The organism is Sphingosinicella sp. BN140058, from assembly GCF_004135585.1.
Taxonomy (GTDB): Bacteria; Pseudomonadota; Alphaproteobacteria; order Sphingomonadales; family Sphingomonadaceae; genus Allosphingosinicella.
The window spans coordinates 4,504,013-4,521,493 of record NZ_CP035501.1; the positions used below are offsets into that span (position 1 = coordinate 4,504,013).

17 protein-coding genes, 2 other RNA genes and 1 pseudogene are annotated in these 17,481 nt (G+C 66.9%); 16 read left to right on the forward strand and 4 right to left on the reverse strand.

Annotated elements, in window-relative coordinates:
- Positions 1-34 precede the first annotated feature (34 nt).
- The gene (locus ETR14_RS20285; protein WP_129388154.1) at positions 35-691 is read right to left on the reverse strand and encodes an alpha/beta hydrolase; all 657 of its coding nucleotides are present in this window, start codon (positions 689-691) and stop codon (positions 35-37) included.
- A gap of 185 nt (positions 692-876) precedes the next feature.
- On the opposite strand from ETR14_RS20285, the gene ETR14_RS20290 reads away from it, so the two are divergent.
- The 6 genes from ETR14_RS20290 to ETR14_RS20315 all read left to right on the forward strand — a co-directional run bounded on the left by ETR14_RS20290 (position 877) and on the right by ETR14_RS20315 (position 5,697).
- On the forward strand, positions 877-1,899 hold the full coding sequence (locus tag ETR14_RS20290; RefSeq protein ID WP_243455939.1) for a cysteine desulfurase family protein: 1,023 nt from the start codon (positions 877-879) through the stop codon (positions 1,897-1,899).
- The gene (locus ETR14_RS20295; protein WP_129388159.1) at positions 1,896-3,032 is read left to right on the forward strand and encodes a cysteine desulfurase family protein; all 1,137 of its coding nucleotides are present in this window, start codon (positions 1,896-1,898) and stop codon (positions 3,030-3,032) included. Before ETR14_RS20290 ends, ETR14_RS20295 begins: the two co-directional genes overlap by 4 nt.
- Positions 3,029-3,364, forward strand: coding sequence for a 2Fe-2S iron-sulfur cluster-binding protein (locus tag ETR14_RS20300; protein WP_129388161.1), 336 nt, complete (start codon positions 3,029-3,031; stop codon positions 3,362-3,364). The genes ETR14_RS20295 and ETR14_RS20300 overlap by 4 nt, the downstream gene beginning before the upstream one ends.
- Positions 3,365-3,410: 46 nt before the next feature.
- Positions 3,411-3,508: signal recognition particle sRNA small type (ffs, locus tag ETR14_RS20305), an RNA gene on the forward strand.
- A 156-nt stretch (positions 3,509-3,664) separates the two neighbouring features.
- Positions 3,665-5,374 carry a DNA polymerase III subunit gamma/tau gene (locus ETR14_RS20310; protein ID WP_206186112.1) on the forward strand — a complete coding sequence of 570 codons (1,710 nt, stop codon included), beginning with the start codon at positions 3,665-3,667 and terminating at the stop codon, positions 5,372-5,374.
- The gene (locus tag ETR14_RS20315) at positions 5,374-5,697 is read left to right on the forward strand and encodes a YbaB/EbfC family nucleoid-associated protein (RefSeq protein WP_106513299.1); all 324 of its coding nucleotides are present in this window, start codon (positions 5,374-5,376) and stop codon (positions 5,695-5,697) included. Before ETR14_RS20310 ends, ETR14_RS20315 begins: the two co-directional genes overlap by 1 nt.
- Before the next feature lie 250 nt (positions 5,698-5,947).
- On the opposite strand, the pseudogene mtgA reads toward ETR14_RS20315, so the two are convergent.
- The 3 genes and pseudogenes from mtgA to ETR14_RS20330 form a co-directional block, all read right to left on the reverse strand.
- Positions 5,948-6,694: pseudogene (mtgA, locus tag ETR14_RS20320) on the reverse strand (monofunctional biosynthetic peptidoglycan transglycosylase); the annotation flags it as partial.
- Positions 6,695-6,756: 62 nt separating this feature from the next.
- Entirely contained in the window at positions 6,757-7,659 is a 903-nt protein-coding gene (gene rpoH, locus ETR14_RS20325) for an RNA polymerase sigma factor RpoH (RefSeq protein WP_129388165.1), read from the reverse strand.
- A 55-nt stretch (positions 7,660-7,714) separates the two neighbouring features.
- On the reverse strand, positions 7,715-8,671 hold the full coding sequence (locus ETR14_RS20330; RefSeq protein ID WP_129392170.1) for an RluA family pseudouridine synthase: 957 nt from the start codon (positions 8,669-8,671) through the stop codon (positions 7,715-7,717).
- Positions 8,672-8,915: 244 nt separating this feature from the next.
- On the opposite strand from ETR14_RS20330, the gene ETR14_RS20335 reads away from it, so the two are divergent.
- The 10 genes from ETR14_RS20335 (at position 8,916) to yghU (ending at position 17,473) form a co-directional block, all read left to right on the forward strand.
- Complete coding sequence (locus ETR14_RS20335) at positions 8,916-9,557, forward strand: histidine phosphotransferase family protein (RefSeq protein ID WP_129388167.1); 642 nt, start codon at positions 8,916-8,918, stop codon at positions 9,555-9,557.
- 108 nt (positions 9,558-9,665) lie between these two features.
- Entirely contained in the window at positions 9,666-12,005 is a 2,340-nt protein-coding gene (locus ETR14_RS20340) for a chemotaxis protein CheA (protein ID WP_129388170.1), read from the forward strand.
- 1 nt (position 12,006) lies between these two features.
- Positions 12,007-12,438: a chemotaxis protein CheW gene (locus tag ETR14_RS20345; protein ID WP_129388173.1), complete on the forward strand. Its 432-nt coding sequence runs from the start codon at positions 12,007-12,009 to the stop codon at positions 12,436-12,438.
- A gap of 70 nt (positions 12,439-12,508) precedes the next feature.
- On the forward strand, positions 12,509-12,874 hold the full coding sequence (locus tag ETR14_RS20350) for a response regulator (RefSeq protein ID WP_129388176.1): 366 nt from the start codon (positions 12,509-12,511) through the stop codon (positions 12,872-12,874).
- Positions 12,875-12,942: 68 nt separating this feature from the next.
- Positions 12,943-13,965 carry a chemotaxis-specific protein-glutamate methyltransferase CheB gene (gene cheB, locus ETR14_RS20355; protein ID WP_129388179.1) on the forward strand — a complete coding sequence of 341 codons (1,023 nt, stop codon included), beginning with the start codon at positions 12,943-12,945 and terminating at the stop codon, positions 13,963-13,965.
- Positions 13,956-14,807, forward strand: a complete 852-nt coding sequence (locus tag ETR14_RS20360; protein WP_243455603.1) for a protein-glutamate O-methyltransferase CheR — start codon at positions 13,956-13,958, stop codon at positions 14,805-14,807. The genes cheB and ETR14_RS20360 overlap by 10 nt, the downstream gene beginning before the upstream one ends.
- Before the next feature lie 61 nt (positions 14,808-14,868).
- The gene (locus tag ETR14_RS20365; RefSeq protein ID WP_129388182.1) at positions 14,869-15,561 is read left to right on the forward strand and encodes an N-acetylmuramoyl-L-alanine amidase; all 693 of its coding nucleotides are present in this window, start codon (positions 14,869-14,871) and stop codon (positions 15,559-15,561) included.
- Between the two features lie 10 nt (positions 15,562-15,571).
- Positions 15,572-15,953: RNase P RNA component class A (rnpB, locus tag ETR14_RS20370), an RNA gene on the forward strand.
- A gap of 43 nt (positions 15,954-15,996) precedes the next feature.
- Positions 15,997-16,524, forward strand: a complete 528-nt coding sequence (locus ETR14_RS20375) for a J domain-containing protein (protein ID WP_129388185.1) — start codon at positions 15,997-15,999, stop codon at positions 16,522-16,524.
- Between the two features lie 67 nt (positions 16,525-16,591).
- A complete protein-coding gene (yghU, locus tag ETR14_RS20380) occupies positions 16,592-17,473 on the forward strand; it encodes a glutathione-dependent disulfide-bond oxidoreductase (RefSeq protein WP_129388188.1) in 882 nt (293 codons plus the stop codon).
- Positions 17,474-17,481: the final 8 nt, after the last annotated feature.

Below are 17,481 nucleotides of genomic sequence, written 5' to 3' on the forward strand. Positions count from 1 at the left end.
GGGAGGATCTCGGGTCAGGCGAATGCCGCGACGATCAGCGGATCGGGCAGCTCGGGTCGAGGCGGAAGTCGAGATAGTCCTCGACCGACTTCATCAGCTGCGGCATCTCGTTGGCAAAGAAATGGTTCGCACCCGGGATGGTGTCGTAGTGGATGGTGATGTGCTTCTGGGTGCGAAGCTTGTCGACCAGCTTCTGCACCGCCGAGGGCGTGACCACCTCATCGCCTTCACCCTGGATGATGATGCCCGACGCGGGGCAAGGGGCGAGAAAGGTGAAATCGTACATGTTGGCGGGCGGCGCGATCGAGATGAAGCCGCGCACCTCCGGCCGACGCATCAGCAATTGCATGCCGATCCAGGCGCCGAAGCTCACCCCGGCGATCCAGGTCGTCTCCGCTTCCGGATGGACCTGCTGCACCCAGTCCAGCGCCGAGGCGGCATCGGAAAGTTCACCGATGCCGTTGTCGAACACGCCCTGGCTCTTGCCGACGCCGCGGAAGTTGAAGCGCAGGGTGGCGAAGCCGCGGCGAACAAAGGTCTTGTACAAAGCCTGGACCATCGCATTGTTCATCGTGCCGCCGCCCTGGGGGTGCGGATGCAGGATCAGGGCGACAGGCGCGCGCGGGCGCGGACCAGGGCTGAAACGGCCTTCGAGGCGGCCTTCCGGACCGGGAAAAATGACTTCGGGCATTGCACCTGCGCTTGGGCTTGCGTGATAGGAATATCGGGGCTGCCCCCGATGCGTGCCCGCTATATAGGCGTCGGACGCTTTCGCGCAATTTGAAAGGGCGCGGGCGGGCGGAAGGCCAGCCCGGGCCGGTGGAAGGAAAGCATTTGCCGCGCCGCATCTACCTCGATCATGCCGCGACGACGCCGATGCTGCCGCAGGCGCTGGCGGCGCTGCAGACGGCCGCGGCCAATTGGGCGAACCCGTCGTCGGCCCATGCCGAAGGCCGCGCTGCGCGCGCGCAGCTGGAAGACGCCCGTCGGCGGATCGCCTCCGCGCTGGGCTGGCGTGGCACGCTCGTCTTTACCTCGGGTGCGACCGAGGCGATCGCTCTCGTGTTCGCACGGGCCAAGGCTCAGGATGCGATCGTCTCCGCGGGCGAGCACCCTGCCGTCCTTCGCGCCGCGCCGAGTGCACGGCAGGTGTGGCTTCGCAGCGACGGAACCCTCGATCTCGCCGATCTCGACGACGCCCTCCAGACTGCCGAGCGCCCGCTGATCGCGGTCCAGGCGGTCAACAACGAAACCGGCGTGATCAATCCGCTCGAGCCGGTCGCCGAGCGTGTGCGTGCGGCCGGGGGGCTGCTGCTCGCCGACTGCGCGCAGAGCGCCGGCAAGCTGCCGCTCCCAGTTGCCGATTTCGTTGTCGTCTCCGCCCACAAATTCGGCGGACCGCCGGGCATCGGTGCCCTGCTGATCAAGGACGAAACCTTCCTTGCCGCGATCGGCGGCCAGGAAGGCGGCTTCCGGCCCGGCACCGTCGCGGTGCCGTCGATCATGGCCTTTGCGGCGGCTGCCGAGGCCGATCATGGCTGGCTCGGCCAGGCCGAGGCGCTGCGTGCCCGGCTCGACGCTGCCATTACGGAGGCCGGCGGCGAGATCGTCGCCGCCCGCGCGCCGCGTCTTGCCACCATCGCATCCTACCGGATGCCCGGCGTGCCCGGTGCCGCGCAGATCATGCAGTTCGATCTTGCCGGCCTCTCGGTGTCGTCGGGCAGTGCCTGCTCCTCGGGCAGCCTCAAGACCAGCCACGTCCTGACCGCGATGGGCATGTCGGAAGCGGCGGCGCGTGAAGTCGTGCGCGTCAGCTTCGGGCCGGAGACCGCGCAGGCGGACATCGATACCTTCGTGGCCGAATGGCGCCGGCTGTTCGATCGGCGGCGGGCGGCATGATCTATCTCGATTATCAGGCGACGACTCCGGTTGCGCCCGAAGTTGCGGCGGCGATGCGGCCGTGGATCGAGGAAGGTTTCGGCAATCCGCACAGCGCGCATCGCCCCGGCCGCGAAGCCGCCGCCGCAGTCGAGGTCGCCCGCGAGAAGATCCTCTCGGCGCTCGCGCTCGGAGCTGCCGAGGCGTCGCCGGCCGGCCGGATCTTCTTCACCTCGGGCGCGACCGAAGCTGCCAATTGGGCGCTGAAGGGCGCGGCCGCGCGGCTTCCCGCAAGCCGGCGACGGATCGTCACGCTGGCGACCGAGCATGCCTGCGTGCTCGACACCATGGGATGGCTGGCGGCACAAGGTTTCGAGGTCGACATTCTCCCCGTCCGATCCGACGGGCTGGTCGACCTCGACGTCGCTGCGGCGCGGATCACGGGCGAAACGGGCCTCGTCGCGGCCATGCTCGTCAACAATGAGATCGGCGTGATCCAGCCGGTCGCCGACCTTGCCGCGCTCGCGCGCGGCGTCGGCGCCCTGTTCTTCTGCGACGCCGTCCAGGCGCTCGGCCGCGTGCCGATCCCGCTCCCGGTCTGCGACATGGTCGCCGTCTCAGCGCACAAGGTGCACGGGCCGAAGGGCATCGGCGCCTTGTGGCTGCGCGAAGGAACAGCCATCGACCCGCTGCTCCACGGCGGCGGCCAGGAGGGCGGACTGCGCTCCGGCACCTTGTCGCCGGCGCTGTGCGTCGGCTTCGGCGAGGCGGCGCGGCTGCTGGCCGCGCGGGCAGGGGAAGACGAAATCCATGTCGGCCGCCTCTGGTCGGTGGCTCGAGCAGCGCTCTGCGACTGGTCGCTGAACGGCTCCGGCGAACGGCGCTACCGTGGCAATCTCAACCTTCGCCGCGAGGGCCTGGACTCTGCCCGGCTGCTTTCGGAGGTGCGCGAGGTCGCGATTTCGGCCGGATCCGCCTGCGCCAGCGGCTCCGGCCGGCCGAGCCATGTTCTGTCCGCACTTGGCCTCTCGGAGAGAGAGGCGCGCTCGAGTATCCGCATCGGCTTCGGCCGCTACACCAAGGAGGAAGATCTGGTCCGCGCGCTTTCCCTGATCGCCGACGCCGCCAACCGTCAGCAGGCCTTTGCAGCATGACAAGGGTTCGCTTCGTTTCGGCCGATGGCGGCCGCATCCAGGAAATCGAGGCCCCTGCCGGCGAACGCCTGCTCGACATCGGTCAGCTTCATGGGCAGCCGCTGGAGGGTACGTGCGAAGGGCAGATGGCCTGCTCCACCTGTCACGTGATCGTCGCGCCGGAGGATTTCGCCAGATTGCCGCGCGCCAGCGAGGAGGAAGAGGATCTTCTCGATCTTGCCGCGCATGTCACCCGCACGTCGCGTCTGTCCTGCCAGATCTGGCTGACCGATGATCTGGAGACGTTGACCGTCCGGATCCCTGGAGGCGCGCACAACATGCAGGGACGGTGAGGCGCGGGCCGGCTTGCATCGGCGCGCTCCTGCCGCCATATGCGCCGCGGGAGTCGGGCGGACGGCGCTCTCGCCAACCCGGTCAGATCCGGAAGGAAGCAGCCGTAACGAGTTCAAGCTCCGGGTCGTCCCGGCTCCCACCTCGCCCCGTTCGATGATGCGCCGGGGCAGCGGCACGGCCTTCGACACCGCCGACATGTTCGTCTACTGTTCCTTGTGATGGCAACCGAAACCGATTCCCCCGACACGCTCTCCTTCGGCCTCGGCCTGGACGAGCCACCGCAGCCCGCCAAGCCCGTCGTGGCGGCCGCAGCGCAGCCTTACCGTGTGCTGGCGCGCAAATATCGGCCACAGAGCTTCGAGGAACTGATCGGGCAGGACGCGATGGTCCAGACGCTCGGCAATGCGATCAAGCGCGATCGGCTCGCCCATGCCTTTCTGATGACCGGCGTGCGCGGAGTCGGCAAGACCTCGACTGCCAGGCTGATCGCGAAGGCGCTGAATTGCATTGGTCCCGACGGGAGCGGCGGGCCGACGATCAGCCCGTGCAACGTCTGCGAGCCATGCCGCGCGATCGCCGAAGGACGTCATATCGACGTCGTCGAAATGGACGCCGCCAGTCACACCGGGGTCGACGATGTCCGCGAGATCATCGAAGCAGTCCGCTATGCCGCGGTCTCGGCGCGCTACAAGATCTACATCATCGACGAAGTCCACATGCTGTCGAAGAATGCGTTCAATGCGCTTCTGAAGACGCTCGAAGAGCCGCCGGCCCACGTCAAGTTCCTGTTCGCCACCACCGAGGTGAACAAGGTTCCGATTACCGTCCTGTCGCGCTGCCAGCGCTTCGACTTGCGGCGTATCCCAGCGGAGAAGCTCGCCGAGCATTTTGCCGAAGTGTCGCGCCTCGAAGGCGTCGAGGTGGACCCGGAAGCGCTTGCCCTGATCGCCCGGGCTGCGGAGGGTTCGGCGCGCGACGGCCTGTCGATCCTCGACCAGGCGATTGCCCATGGCTCCGGCGGCGTCACTGCCGAGCAGGTGCGGGCGATGCTCGGCCTGTCCGATCGCGGCGCGATCCGCGGCCTGCTCGGGCTGCTTCTGGCCGGCGATGCCAAAGCCGCGCTCGACTCCTTGCGCGCGCAATATGATCTTGGGGTCGAGCCCTCGGCGGTGTTGCGCGGCCTCCTCGAAAGCGTTCACGGCATCACCCGCGCCAAGGTCGGGGGTGCCGACGACCGCGCGCAATCGGCTGAAGAGCGCGAAGCCTATGCCGACTGGTCCGGCCGCCTCTCTTACGCCTTGGTCCATCGTCTCTGGCAGTTGCTGCTGAAGGGACTCTCGGAAGTGCACAGCGCGCCGATGCCGCTCGAGGCCGCCGAAATGGCGCTGCTGCGCGTGATCCATGCCTCGGAGATGCCGGATCCGGGCGAATTGCTCCAGCGACTGGCAAATGGCGAAGCCATTCCCGCGCGTGGCGCAGCCGCGCCGGCAGCCGCGACGCCGGCAAGTGCGCCGGCTGCTGCCATTGCCCCGGCAGTCGCAGCGCCCTCGGTAGCGGCATCGGTCGTCGAGCAGGCGCCCGAACCGGTGGCTCCCGCGGCGCCGCCCGCAGCGATTGCAGAGCCCGCACCGCCGTCGGCTCCGGCTACGTACAGGGACCTCGTCGAGACGCTGGCGCTCAAAGGCAAGCCGCATCTCGCCCAGCAATTGCACGATTTCTGCGGCGTCGTTCGCTACGCACCACCGGAGATCGCGATCAAGCCGGTCAAGCCGATGTCGAGCGACCTCGTCCGCGATCTCGGTGCGGCGCTGAAGGGGCTGACCGGCGACACCTGGCAAGTGACCGCGGAAGACGGCGCGGCAGAGCCGACCCTGCTCGAGCAGGAGAAGATGGCGGCGGAGGCCGAGCGCCAGAGCGTGCTCGATTCGCCGCTGGTCAGGGCCGCGTTCGACGCCTTTCCCGGCGCCGAGCTGGCCGATTACAGTCTCGACCAACAACGGAGTGCGTGATGCCCAATCTCGATGAACTGATGAAGATGGCGCAAGAGGCCCAGGCCAAGCTGATGCAGGCCCATGAAGGTCTCGACAAGGTCGAGGTCGAGGGTGCCTCGGGTGGCGGGCTGGTCAAGGTCCGTGCCTCGGCCAAGGGCCAGATCCTCGGCATCGACATCGACGAGAGCCTGCTCCAGCCGAGCGAGAAGAACATGGTGGAAGACCTCGTCGCCGCCGCGATCAACGACGCCCGTGCCAAGGCCGACGAAGCCGCGAAGGGCGCAATGGCCGACGTCACCGGCGGCCTCCAGCTTCCCCCCGGCTTTAAGATGCCGTTCTGATCATCCCATCGAAGTGGTACTTCGATGGGATGGGGCCTCCCCGCAAGCGGGGAGGATCTTAGAGCTCGTTCGCTTCGGGCGCTGACGCTGCCTCGTCCGCGGCGGGCGGATCCGCCGGCAGCCGCTCATATTCTTCGCCGGGCAGCTCCGCCGGCTCGGCCGCAGGCGCCGGCTTGGGTGCGGTTCGCGCCTTCTTCTTCGGCGCCACAGGTTCCGCGTCACGGTTCGCCGGTGCCTTTGTCCCTTCGTAAACGCAGGCGTCCAGGCCGTCGCGCGCCACCACGCCGATGCGGCTGGTGATCGAATTGCCGTAGCGGCGGGTGAAACCCTTCGGAGCGGTGGCGCCGCGCTTCTTGGGCAGCGGCAGGACGGCGGCGATCCGGGCGGCCTCGGTGCGGCTCATCGTCGAAGCGTCGTGATGGAAGTAGCGCTGGGCGCCGGCATTGACGCCATAGGTGCCGATGCCGGTCTCCGCGAGGTTGAGATACACCTCCATGATCCGCCTCTTGCCCCACAGATTTTCGATCAGCAGGGTGAAATAGGCTTCGACTCCTTTGCGGAAATAGCCGCCGCCCTGCCATAGGAAGGCGTTCTTGGCGGTCTGCTGGCTGATCGTCGATCCGCCGCGAATGACCGATCCGCCGCGGGCGTTCCGGCGCATGGCGGCGGCGATCGCATCCTGGTCGAAGCCGGAATGGCTGCAGAACTTGCTGTCCTCGGCGGCGACGACCGCGCGCACCATGTCGCGATCGATCTCGTCGATCCCCATCCACTGGCGCTCCGCCGAGCGACCCGAAACCATGTCCCCGATCATGGTGATCGTGATCGGCGGGTTCACGAAGCGATAAAGCAGGACCCAGAGGATCGAGACAAGCAGGAACAGGAAGGCGAGCTTCAGGATCCAGCCGATGATTCGGCCGAACCAGCCGCGGCCGGACGAAGCACGGCGTCCTCCCGAACGAGGACGCGGCGAAGGGCGGGAGGCAGCGCGGGCCATCGATGTCGCGAATAGAGAAATGCCCCTCCCTGCAGAGCAGGAAGGGGCATCTCGTGGTCGGATCAGCCGGCGGTGAGCAGGCGGCGTTCGCCGGCCAGGTTCATCAGCGCCTTCTGCAGCTTCTCGAACGCCCGCACCTCGATCTGGCGGATGCGCTCGCGGCTGACGTCGTACACCTGGCTGAGCTCTTCCAGGGTCTTGGGCTCGTCGGTCAGGCGGCGCTCAGTGAGAATGTGCTTCTCACGATCGTTGAGCGCCTGCATCGCCTCGACCAGCAGCTCGTGCCGGACCTTGGATTCCTGCGCTTCGGCGACTCGCTCGTCCTGCAGCGGATCGGTGTCGACCAGCCAATCCTGCCACTGGCCTTCGCCTTCCTCGCGCAGCGAGACGTTGAGCGAGGTGTCGCCGCCCATCGCCATGCGACGGTTCATCGACACCACGTCCTCTTCCGAGACGCCGAGATCGGTGGCGATCTTGGTGACGTCTTCCGGCTTCAGGTCGCCGTCTTCGAACGCCTCGATCTGGTTCTTCATGCGACGCAGGTTGAAAAACAGCTTCTTCTGCGCGGCGGTGGTGCCCATTTTCACCAGGCTCCACGAACGCAGGATATATTCCTGGATCGAGGCGCGGATCCACCACATCGCATAGGTGGCGAGGCGGAAGCCACGCTCCGGCTCGAACTTCTTCACACCCTGCATCAGGCCGATATTGCCCTCGGAAATCAGCTCCGCGGTCGGCAGGCCGTAGCCGCGATAGCCCATCGCGATCTTGGCGACGAGGCGAAGGTGCGAGTTGACGAGCTTGGCGGCAGCCTCAGTGTCCTGATGCTCCGTCCACCGCTTCGCCAGCATATATTCCTCCTCGGGGGCGAGGATCGGAAATTTCTTGATCTCGGCGAGGTAGCGGTTGAGGCCCGCTTCGCCGCCCATGGCGGGGATCGTCGCCACGTTTCTTCCGCTAGCCATATCTACTTACTCCCTACCAGCTACGCTGTTCTGCTCTGCGCCGGTCCGTGGGGGCTCATACCGAGAGCCCGCTTAACAGTTCCTGCATATCGGACGGAATGGCGCTTTTGAACGACAAGTTTTCACGCGAGACGGGATGGATGAACCCGAGCTCTGCCGCGTGCAAAGCCTGCCTCTCGAAATTCAATCTTTTCAATAACTCACGATGGGCCGAACGGGTCCGCCCATAAACCGGATCGCCGATCAAAGGATGGCCGAGCGACGTCATGTGCACGCGAACCTGGTGCGTACGGCCGGTTTCGAGTCGGCACTCGACCAGGGCCGCCTCGCGCAACGTCCGGACCATCGCATAGTGAGTCACGGCCCGCTTGCCGCGATCACCCTCGACGATCGCCATCTTCTGGCGATTGGCCGAAGATCGGGCGAGCGGCGCATCGACCTTGCCCGCTGTCGGGTTGGGCACGCCGGCGACGATCGCCTGATAGCGGCGATCGATGCTGTGCCGCGCGAATTGCGACGCCAGCCCTTCATGCGCAACGTCCGTCTTTGCAACGACCAGCAGTCCAGACGTATCCTTGTCGATGCGGTGGACGATTCCCGGGCGCGCCACGCCGCCGATGCCGGACAAGCGTCCGGCACAATGGTGGAGGAGGGCGTTCACCAGGGTGCCGTCGTAATTGCCGGCAGCGGGGTGGACGACCATCCCGGCCGGTTTATCGACGACGAGCAGGTGCTCGTCCTCGTGAACGATCTCCAGCGCGATCGCCTGCGGTTGATTGTGCGCGGGCTCCGGTTCGGGGATCGTGACTTCGTAATCGCCGCCCGGAACGGCTTTGGATGCCGGATCCCGGACGAGTTGGCCATTCGGATCCAGTACCCGGCCGCTGCTGATCAGCGCCTTCAGGCGCTCCCGCGACAGAGTGGGCACCGCCGCCGCAAGTGCCCGGTCCAGGCGCCATCCGATGGCGTCGGTCGCGAGCGTCGCGGTGATCGTGTTTCCCCCCCGGGTCATAGGGTACCGATGTGGTGCACTGCAGCGCGATTTCAAGAGGCAGGCGCAGGGAAACGGTGCGGAGCGGGGCGCAACCGGGCTCCCCGGCAACGACAATGGCGATTGCGTGCCGTGGGCCGGCAACATTACGGCGCGCCGGCCATTCGGCAGTCCCTGCGCGACGCCGGTGACGTCATGGCCTTGCAAGGAAGCGTGCGGAGGGCCAATAGGCAGTGGAAGCCAGGGACTGGGGCACGATACGGACATGAAATCTCACGAATTTGCGAGCCTTCTTTGTTCGCGCCTCTGCCATGACCTGCTGTCGCCGGTCGGCGCGCTGAACAACGGCATCGAATTGCTTGCCGACGAGCATGATCCCGAAATGCGCGCCCGCTGTCTCGATCTGCTCGGCGAAAGCGCCCGCGCCTCGGCCAACAAGCTCAAGTTCTTCCGCCTCGCTTTCGGCGCGGCCGGGGGCTTCGGCGACGAGGTCGACACGCGCGAGGCGCGGGTGGCGATCGAAGGATTGTTCGGCGGCGAGGGCCGGGTCCAGCTCGGCTGGATGGTCGATGAGCCCACCATGTCCAAGTCGGCGCTCAAGATCCTGCTCAATCTCGTCCTCATCGCTGGCGACGCGCTGGTGCGCGGCGGGCGGCTGGACGTCGGCGCCGAACGGCATCCGTCCGGCCTCGACATCGTCGTCCGCGCCGAAGGGCCGCGGATCGTCCTCGATCCGGAACTGAAGCGCGCGCTGCTTGGGGAGAGCGACGAGCAGTCGATCGCGCCCCGGGCGGCGGCCGCCTGGCTGGTCCACTCGCTCGTCGTCGAGGCCGCCGGCGAGATCCAGGTTGCCGATCAGGAGCCGAACGTGCTCCTCATCGGTGCTGCGGTTCCGTCCGCTACTTGAGCGGCCGGCGCACGGCCGTGCGCCGAATTGCGGCCTCTGAACAGGCACAGTAAACGGCTTCTTTACTTCTCCTGGCCCATAGCAGCGCAGTAACCGAGCGCAGGGACCATGGACGATCTGATCGGCGATTTCATCGCAGAAACAAGGGAAATGCTGGCGGCCCTTGGCGGCGAAGTCGTCGCCTGGGAGGCCCAGCCGCAGGATCGTGCGCGCCTCGACGCCATCTTCCGTTTCGTCCACACGGTGAAGGGCAATTGCGGCTTCTTCGATCTGCCGCGCCTAAACGGCCTCAGCCATGCCGCCGAGGATGCACTCGCCGAGGTGCGTTCCGGCAAGCGCGCCGCCAATGGTCGCCTGGTCAGCGCCGTTCTCGCCATCCTCGACAGGATCGGCGAGCTCGTCGAGGCCATGGAGAGCAAGGAGGCGCCGCCGGAGGACGACGATTCGGCGCTGATCGCGGCACTGTCCGCAGTCGACGAGGAAGAGGTCGTCACCGCTGTCGCCTCCGCCGGCAGCAAGGCGCGCGCCCCGGCCCGCAGCATCCGTCTGTCCGTCGATCTGCTCGATCGAATGATGAACGGAGTCTCCGATCTTGTGCTCGCCCGCAACGAGCTGGCAAGGCGTTTGCGCGACTGCGCCATGGAAGTGGAGACCGAGGAAGCGTTCGAGCGGGTCTCCGCCTCGATCGCCGAGGTACGCGAAGCGATCACCCGCACCCGAATGCAGCGGATCGAGACTCTGTTCTCGCCGCTGCCGCGGATGGTTCGCGATCTCGGTTCCGCAACCGCCAAGAAGGTGACGCTCGAGATCGACGGCGGCGATGTCGAGCTGGATCGCGAGATGATCGAGATGATCCGCGATCCCTTGACCCACATCGTCCGCAACGCCATCGATCATGGTCTCGAATTGCCGGCCGAGCGGCGCCGTGTCGGCAAGGCCGAAGCCGGCCTGCTCCGGGTCAGCGCGCGGCAATCGGGCAACCAGATCCTGATCGAGATCGCCGATGACGGGCGGGGCATCGATGCCGAAGCGCTCGTCGCCAAGGCGCTCGGTCACGGCATCATCAGCCTCGATCAAGCGGGCCGCATGCCCCACGAGCGCAAGCTCTCCCTGATCTTCGAGGCGGGCCTGTCGACCGCGAAGGCAGTGACCTCGATTTCGGGGCGGGGGGTCGGCATGGATGTCGTCCGCGCGAACGTCGAGCGGATCGGCGGCCTCGTCGACGTCGACAGCGTCGTCGGTCAGGGCGTTCGGTTCACCCTGCGGGTGCCGTTGACGCTCACCATCATTCCCGGCCTGATCGTCGAAGCCGGCGGCCAGAGCTTCGCAATCCCGCGCAGCGCGATCGACGAGATCGTCCGTCTCCGTGCTGCCGGTGTCCGGGTCGAGACCCTCGCCGGAACTCGCGTCGCGACGCTGAGGGGCGATCGCTTTCCGGTCATCGGGTTGGCCGACGTGCTCGGAACCGAACAGCGCAGCGAAGCCGGCGACGAGCTTCTCGTCCTGCTGAAGACGACCGGCGGCGGCGCTTATGCGCTGGCGGTGGACCAGGTGCACGATCACGAAGAGCTGGTCGTCAAGCCGGCGTCTCCGGCGGTGATGGCCACCGGTCTTTACGCCGGGACCACGCTCGACGGCGACGGCAAGCCGGTGCTGCTGCTCGATCCGGCCGGGGTTGCAGCCCGTTCCGGAGTGTCGCTGGACCGGGTCGAGGCCGATAACGATGCCGAGGCGCTGTCGGCAGAGAGCGAGCGCCGACCGGTCCTGCTCTTCACCGCCTTCTGTGGGGCGCGCCGTGCGGTCAGCTTGCCGGCGGTGCACCGGATCGAGGAAGTCCCCGCCGCCGCCATTCAGGCCAGCGGCGGACGACTTCATATCACGCTCGGCGAGCAGATCCTGCCGCTCGCCGGCTGTGATACGGTGCCCGACCGCGACAAGGTCCATGTCCTGCGCCTCACCGATGGCGCCCGCGAGATCGCCTATGCCGTCGCGGAAGTGATGGACACCGTCACGCTCGAGGCGGCTCCAATACCGTGCCTGGAGGCGGGGGAAGTGCAGGGGGTTGCCCTCATCGCCGGCGAGCAGATTGAGCTCATCGACCTGTTCTGGATCTTCGCCAGGCATGGGACCGCTCCGCCCCAGGCCGATCGTCCGCTCTGCCTGCTGCCGCAGGAGGATCCCTGGATGGACACCTTCCTGCGGCCGCTGATCGAGAGCGCCGGCTACCGTGTGGCGCGCGTCGGAGAGGCAGCCTCGGCCGATCTCGTGATCGTCGACGAGGCCGCCGACGCGCCTGCGGTCACTGCAGCGCGGATACTCAAATTGCGCGCCAGCCCTGAGCCCGGCGGCGCCAAGGACGACAGCATTCACCGCTACGATCGCGCCGCCCTGCTCGGCGCACTCGGTAGCGCCGCGACCACCAGACGCGCTGCGCGCAAGGGAGCCTGACATGGCCGAGTTGCTCCTCATCGTCAGTCTTGCCGGAGAGCAGGTCGCGGTACGTGCCTCCGAAGTCGAATCGGTTGTCGAGATCGAGGGTCTGACGCCGGTGCCGCGCGCCGGCGGTCACGTCGCCGGCCTGACCGCGCTCCGCAGCCGCGTGCTGACCGTGATCGACTGTATGGCCGCGCTCGAACCCGGCCACAGGATCGAGGCACCGCGTGACGCAATGGTGGTCGTCGCCGATGGCCACCCTTATGCGCTGCTCGTCGACCGCGTCGAGGATGTGGTCGAGTCGGCCGGCGAGATCGCGCCGGTGCCGGCCTCGCTCTCTGCGGGCTGGGCGCGCGTGGCGACCGGATACGTACCCGCGGAAGGGCGTCTGTTCCTGCTCGCCGATGTTCATGCGCTGATCGCCGGTCCGTTGGCGGTCGCCGCATGAGCCGCTTTAATCCCGTGCTTACACTTTCCCGCCTAAGGTCGGCCAAGCGCCCGAATAGTGAGTTGAGGACATGAAGAGCTGCCTGGTCGTCGATGATTCGAAGGTGATCCGCAAGGTCGCCCGCCATATCCTCGAGACGCTGAATTTCTCTGTGCAGGAAGCGGGTGACGGCCGTGAAGCGCTTACCCGGTGCGAGGAGCATATGCCCGACGTCGTGCTGCTCGACTGGAACATGCCTGTCATGGGCGGCATGGAGTTCCTGCGAACGCTTCGTCAGCGCAGCTTCGACAGCCAGCCCAAGGTCGTCTTCTGCACGACCGAGAATGATGCGGCGCACATCCGGGCTGCCATCGATGCCGGCGCGGACGAATATGTGATGAAGCCTTTCGATCGCGAGACGCTCGAGAGCAAGCTGCAGATCGTCGGCGTCGCGTGACCAGCGCCGCTCCCGCGGCGCCCACTCCACCGATCGGACATGTGGACCGGTCGCCTGCGATACGTCTGATGATCGTAGACGATTCACCGGTCGCCCGCCAGGTGCTGTCGCGGATGCTTGGCGCTCATAGCGAATTCGAGGTCGTGCACCTCGCCGGAAACGCGCAAGAGGCGCTGGACGCCCTGGCGACGATCCCCGTCGACATCGTCCTGCTCGACGTCGAGATGCCGGGCGTGACCGGCCTCGATGCGCTGCCAGAGATCCTGTCGCGCGGCAAAGGCGCGCGAGTCCTGGTCGTCTCCTCCGCGTGCGACGAGGGCGCCGAGGCGGCGGTGAAGGCACTCGCGCTCGGCGCCGCCGATACGCTGCCGAAACCTGGTACCGGCCGCTTCGCCGGCCGCTTCTCGGAAGAGCTCGCCGAACGGCTTCGCCGCATCGGCCCAGCCACCCGCGCCGGTCAATTGCAGCCCGTCGACAGTCTGCGGCTGCGGCCTGCCTCGGAAGGGCGACTTGCCTGCCTGGCGCTCGGCGCATCGACCGGGGGCCTCCACGCGGTGACGGGTATCCTGAAGGCGCTGCCGGCGATGATCGGCGCGCCGATCCTGGTCACGCAGCATCTGCCGGCGGTGTTCATGCCGTTCTTCGCGCGCCAGATCGAAAGCGCCTGCGGCCGCACGACCCGCGTTGCCGAGCAAGGTCTGGTGCTCCAGCCGGAGGAAGTCGTGCTTGCCCCAGGCAATGCCCATCTCGGGCTGGAGCAGCAGGGCAGCCGCGTGCTGGTGCGGCTCGAAACGGCTGCGATGCCGAGCGGATGCCTGCCGTCCGTCGACGTCATGCTCGCGGCTGCGGGAGAAATATTCGGACGCGGCGCGCTCGGCGTCGTGCTGAGTGGCATGGGTCGCGACGGGCTCGAAGGCGCGCGCCGGCTGGTCGAGAGATCGGGGACGATCTTCGCTCAGGATCGCGCCACTTCGGCGGTGTGGGGAATGCCCCGCGCCGTCGCCGAAGCGGGACTCGCCTCGGCGGTGCTTCCGCCCGCCGATCTCGCCCGCAGAATCACAGCCAGGATCGAAGGTGCGACGTGGAAGTAAGTGCAGCGTCGTCCCGGGTGTTGAGCAGCCTGCTCGAACAGCGCACCGGCCAGCAACTGGCGATGAGCCGACAATGGCGGATCGAGACTGTCCTGCAGTCGCTGGTGCGCGAGCGGGGCCTCGGCTCGCTCGACCGATTGGTCCATGCGGTCGCGGCCGGCGGCGAGCCGGCGCTTGCCGACGCCGTGGTCGACGCCTTGCTCAACAACGAGACCAGCTTCTACCGGGATCGCTTGAGCTTCGAACTGCTGCTCGGGCCGGCAATGGCCCGCCTCGAAGAGGCGCGGAGCCGGGAACGGCGACTCTCGATCTGGTCGGCGGGCTGCTCGACCGGCCAGGAAGCCTATTCGATCGCGATGTGGTTCGCCGAGCGCAAGGCGCGCTGGGCCGGCTGGACGATCGACATCCTCGCGACCGACGTGTCGCGCACCGCCATCGAGCAGGCGCGGAGCGGTCTCTACTCGCAGTTCGAAGTGCAGCGAGGCCTACCCGTGACGCAGATGATCCGCTGGTTCGAGGAGAGCCCGGGCGCCAATTGGCGGATTCTTCCGGAACTCCGCCGCGCCGTGCGCTTCGAAGTGCACAGCCTGATGAACCCGGCACCATCGCCCGCGCGCTTCGACGTCGTGCTGTGCCGAAACGTGCTCCTCTATTTCTCCGATCAGGTGCGGCGGATCGTTTTCGCCCGACTGGCGGAAGCCGCCGCTCCGGATGCTTTTCTGATGCTGGGTGCGGGCGAGACGGTGATCGGCCAAACGCCGGCTTTCGTCTCCGATCCGGAGTGCCGTGGCCTCTATCGGCGCCGCGCCGATGCGGTGCCGGCCTATCGCGCCGCCTGCTGAGAGCGCTCCGTTCCGGCGACTAGGCCTTGACGAAACGGTCGCAATCGGGCCGGAAGAGGCGATGAGCGACCACATCGACTGCCCCTCGCCCAATTTCGACGAGCGGGAACTGCCGATTTCCATTCTCGTCCTCCATTATACCGGAATGGAGGATGCCTCCTCGGCGATCGCGCGGCTGCGCGATCCCGCGGCCAAGGTGTCGTGCCATTACCTCGTCTCAGAGGACGGCCAGGTGCTGAGGATGGTCGATGAGGAGAAGCGTGCCTGGCACGCGGGCAATTCGTTCTGGCGCGGGGTGACCGACATCAATTCGGCCTCCATCGGCATCGAGATCGTCAATCCTGGCCACGAGCATGGCTACCGACCGTTTCCGGAGCCTCAGATCGATGCGCTGATCCCGCTTGTTGCCGATATTCTGGACCGCCATCGCATCACCCGCGGCAACGTCGTGGGCCATTCCGACGTGGCACCGAAGCGGAAGCAGGACCCGGGAGAGCTCTTCCCCTGGGCGCGGCTCGCCAAGTTGCGGCTTGCGCTGCCCCGGCCGACCCGCAATTTGATGGATCCCAACTGGACGGATGCCGGCTTCCTGCTCGCGCTCGAACGGTTCGGCTACGACGTCTCGGATCCGCTCGCGGCCGTGGTCGCGTTTCAGCGCCGCTTCCGCCCGGAGCTGATCGATGGCGAGATCGACGGCGAATGCCGGGCGCTTCTGCTCGCGCTCCTCCTTCCCAAGCCGCGCGGGGATGACTAGATAGCCCTTGCCAGAGGGCCGGGCGGCCGCGGTCCGGCTTTGCCGGAGCGAGGAAAGTCCGGGCTCCACGGAACGACGGTGCCGGGTAACGCCCGGCGGGGGTAACCCCAGGGACAGTGCAACAGAAAGCAGGTCGCGACCGCTTCGGCGACGTGACAGTGAAAGGGTGCGGTAAGAGCGCACCGCGGCTCCGGCAACGGCAGCCGGCACGGTAAACCCCACCGGGAGCAAGACCGAATAGGGATGGCGTGGGGGCAACTCCGTGGGCTCGTTCCGCCCAATGCCGTCCGGGTTGGTTGCTTGAGGGGCGGAGCAATCCGTCCCCTAGAGGAATGGTCGCACAGGCGGGGGAACCCGCTGGACAGAACCCGGCTTATAGGCCCTCTGGCATTTTGTTTTTCCCTCCACGTCCGGGGGGCGTGGTAGCGAGAAGATATGGCTCGGCAGACGCGATCGAACGACTGGGGTTTCCCGCGCTGGCGGAGCTACGGCTCCGAGCGCGCCGCGCAGCAGGTACGGCTGTGCGATCGCGAAGGCTGCGAAGCGCCCGGTGATCGGCCCGCACCGAAATCGCCCAACAGCCCCGAGCGCTGGTATTTCTGCGAGACCCACGCGGCCGAGTACAACAAGAATTGGAACTACTTTCAGGGGCTCTCGGCCGAGGACGCTGCCCGCCGCGAGGCCGACGAGCGCCGCGGCGCCAACGGCTACAAGCAATCGAGCCATTATGCCTGGAGCGGACCGGGCGATGGCACCCGCAGCCGTGAGGAGATGCGGGCCCTCGACGTTCTGGAGGTCGAGACCGACGCCAGTTTCGACGACATCAAGGCGGCCTATCGTCGGCTGGCCAAGTTGAACCATCCCGACGTGACCCCGGGCGACGGCGAGGCGGCAGCCCGCTTTCAGGCGATCCAGGCCGCCTATGAGGTGCTTCGCAAGGCGGACGAGCGGCGCAACGCCTGAACCGCGTGCGCGGCTGCCGGGGCTCCTTGCCCTTGCGTAACGATCGCGCGCTTCCAATTTACCGGCCATGACCGACAGCACCGAATACACGCCGCCGAAGATCTGGACCTGGGACACGGAAAGCGGAGGACGTTTCGCCAACATCAACCGTCCGGTTGCCGGCCCGACCCACGACAAGGAACTGCCGGTCGGCAAGCATCCGCTGCAGCTCTATTCGCTGGGCACGCCGAACGGCGTCAAGGTCACGATCATGCTCGAGGAGCTGCTCGCGGCGGGTCACCAGGGCGCGGAGTACGATGCCTGGCTGATCCGCATCCAGGATGGCGACCAGTTCGGCAGCGGCTTCGTCGAGCTGAACCCCAATTCCAAGATCCCGGCCTTGCTCGATCGTAGCGGTGCCGAGCCGGTGCGCGTGTTCGAATCCGGTGCGATCCTGACCTACCTCGCCGAGAAGTTCGGCGCTTTCCTGCCCGCGTCGGGTCCGGCGCGAGCCGAGACCTTGTCCTGGCTGTTCTGGCAAATGGGCAGTGCGCCGTTCCTCGGTGGCGGCTTCGGCCATTTCTACGCCTACGCGCCGATCAAGATCGAATATGCGATCAATCGCTATGCGATGGAGGCCAAGCGCCAGCTCGACGTGCTGGATCGCAGGCTGGCAGAGAGCGAGTACATTGCGGGAGCCGAATACAGCATCGCGGACATGGCGATCTGGCCCTGGTACGGCGTGCTTGCCAAGGGTGAGATCTACGACGACGCCGGCACCTTCCTGCAAGTCCAGGATTATGCCAACGTTCAGCGCTGGGCCGAGCAGGTCGGCGCCCGCCCGGCCGTGCGGCGCGGACGCATGGTCAATCGCGTGACCGGCGATCCCTCCAGTCAGCTTCACGAGCGCCACGACGCCGGCGATTTCGAGACAAGAACTCAGGACAAGTTGCAGCCCGGCAGCAAATGAGCCGCCGC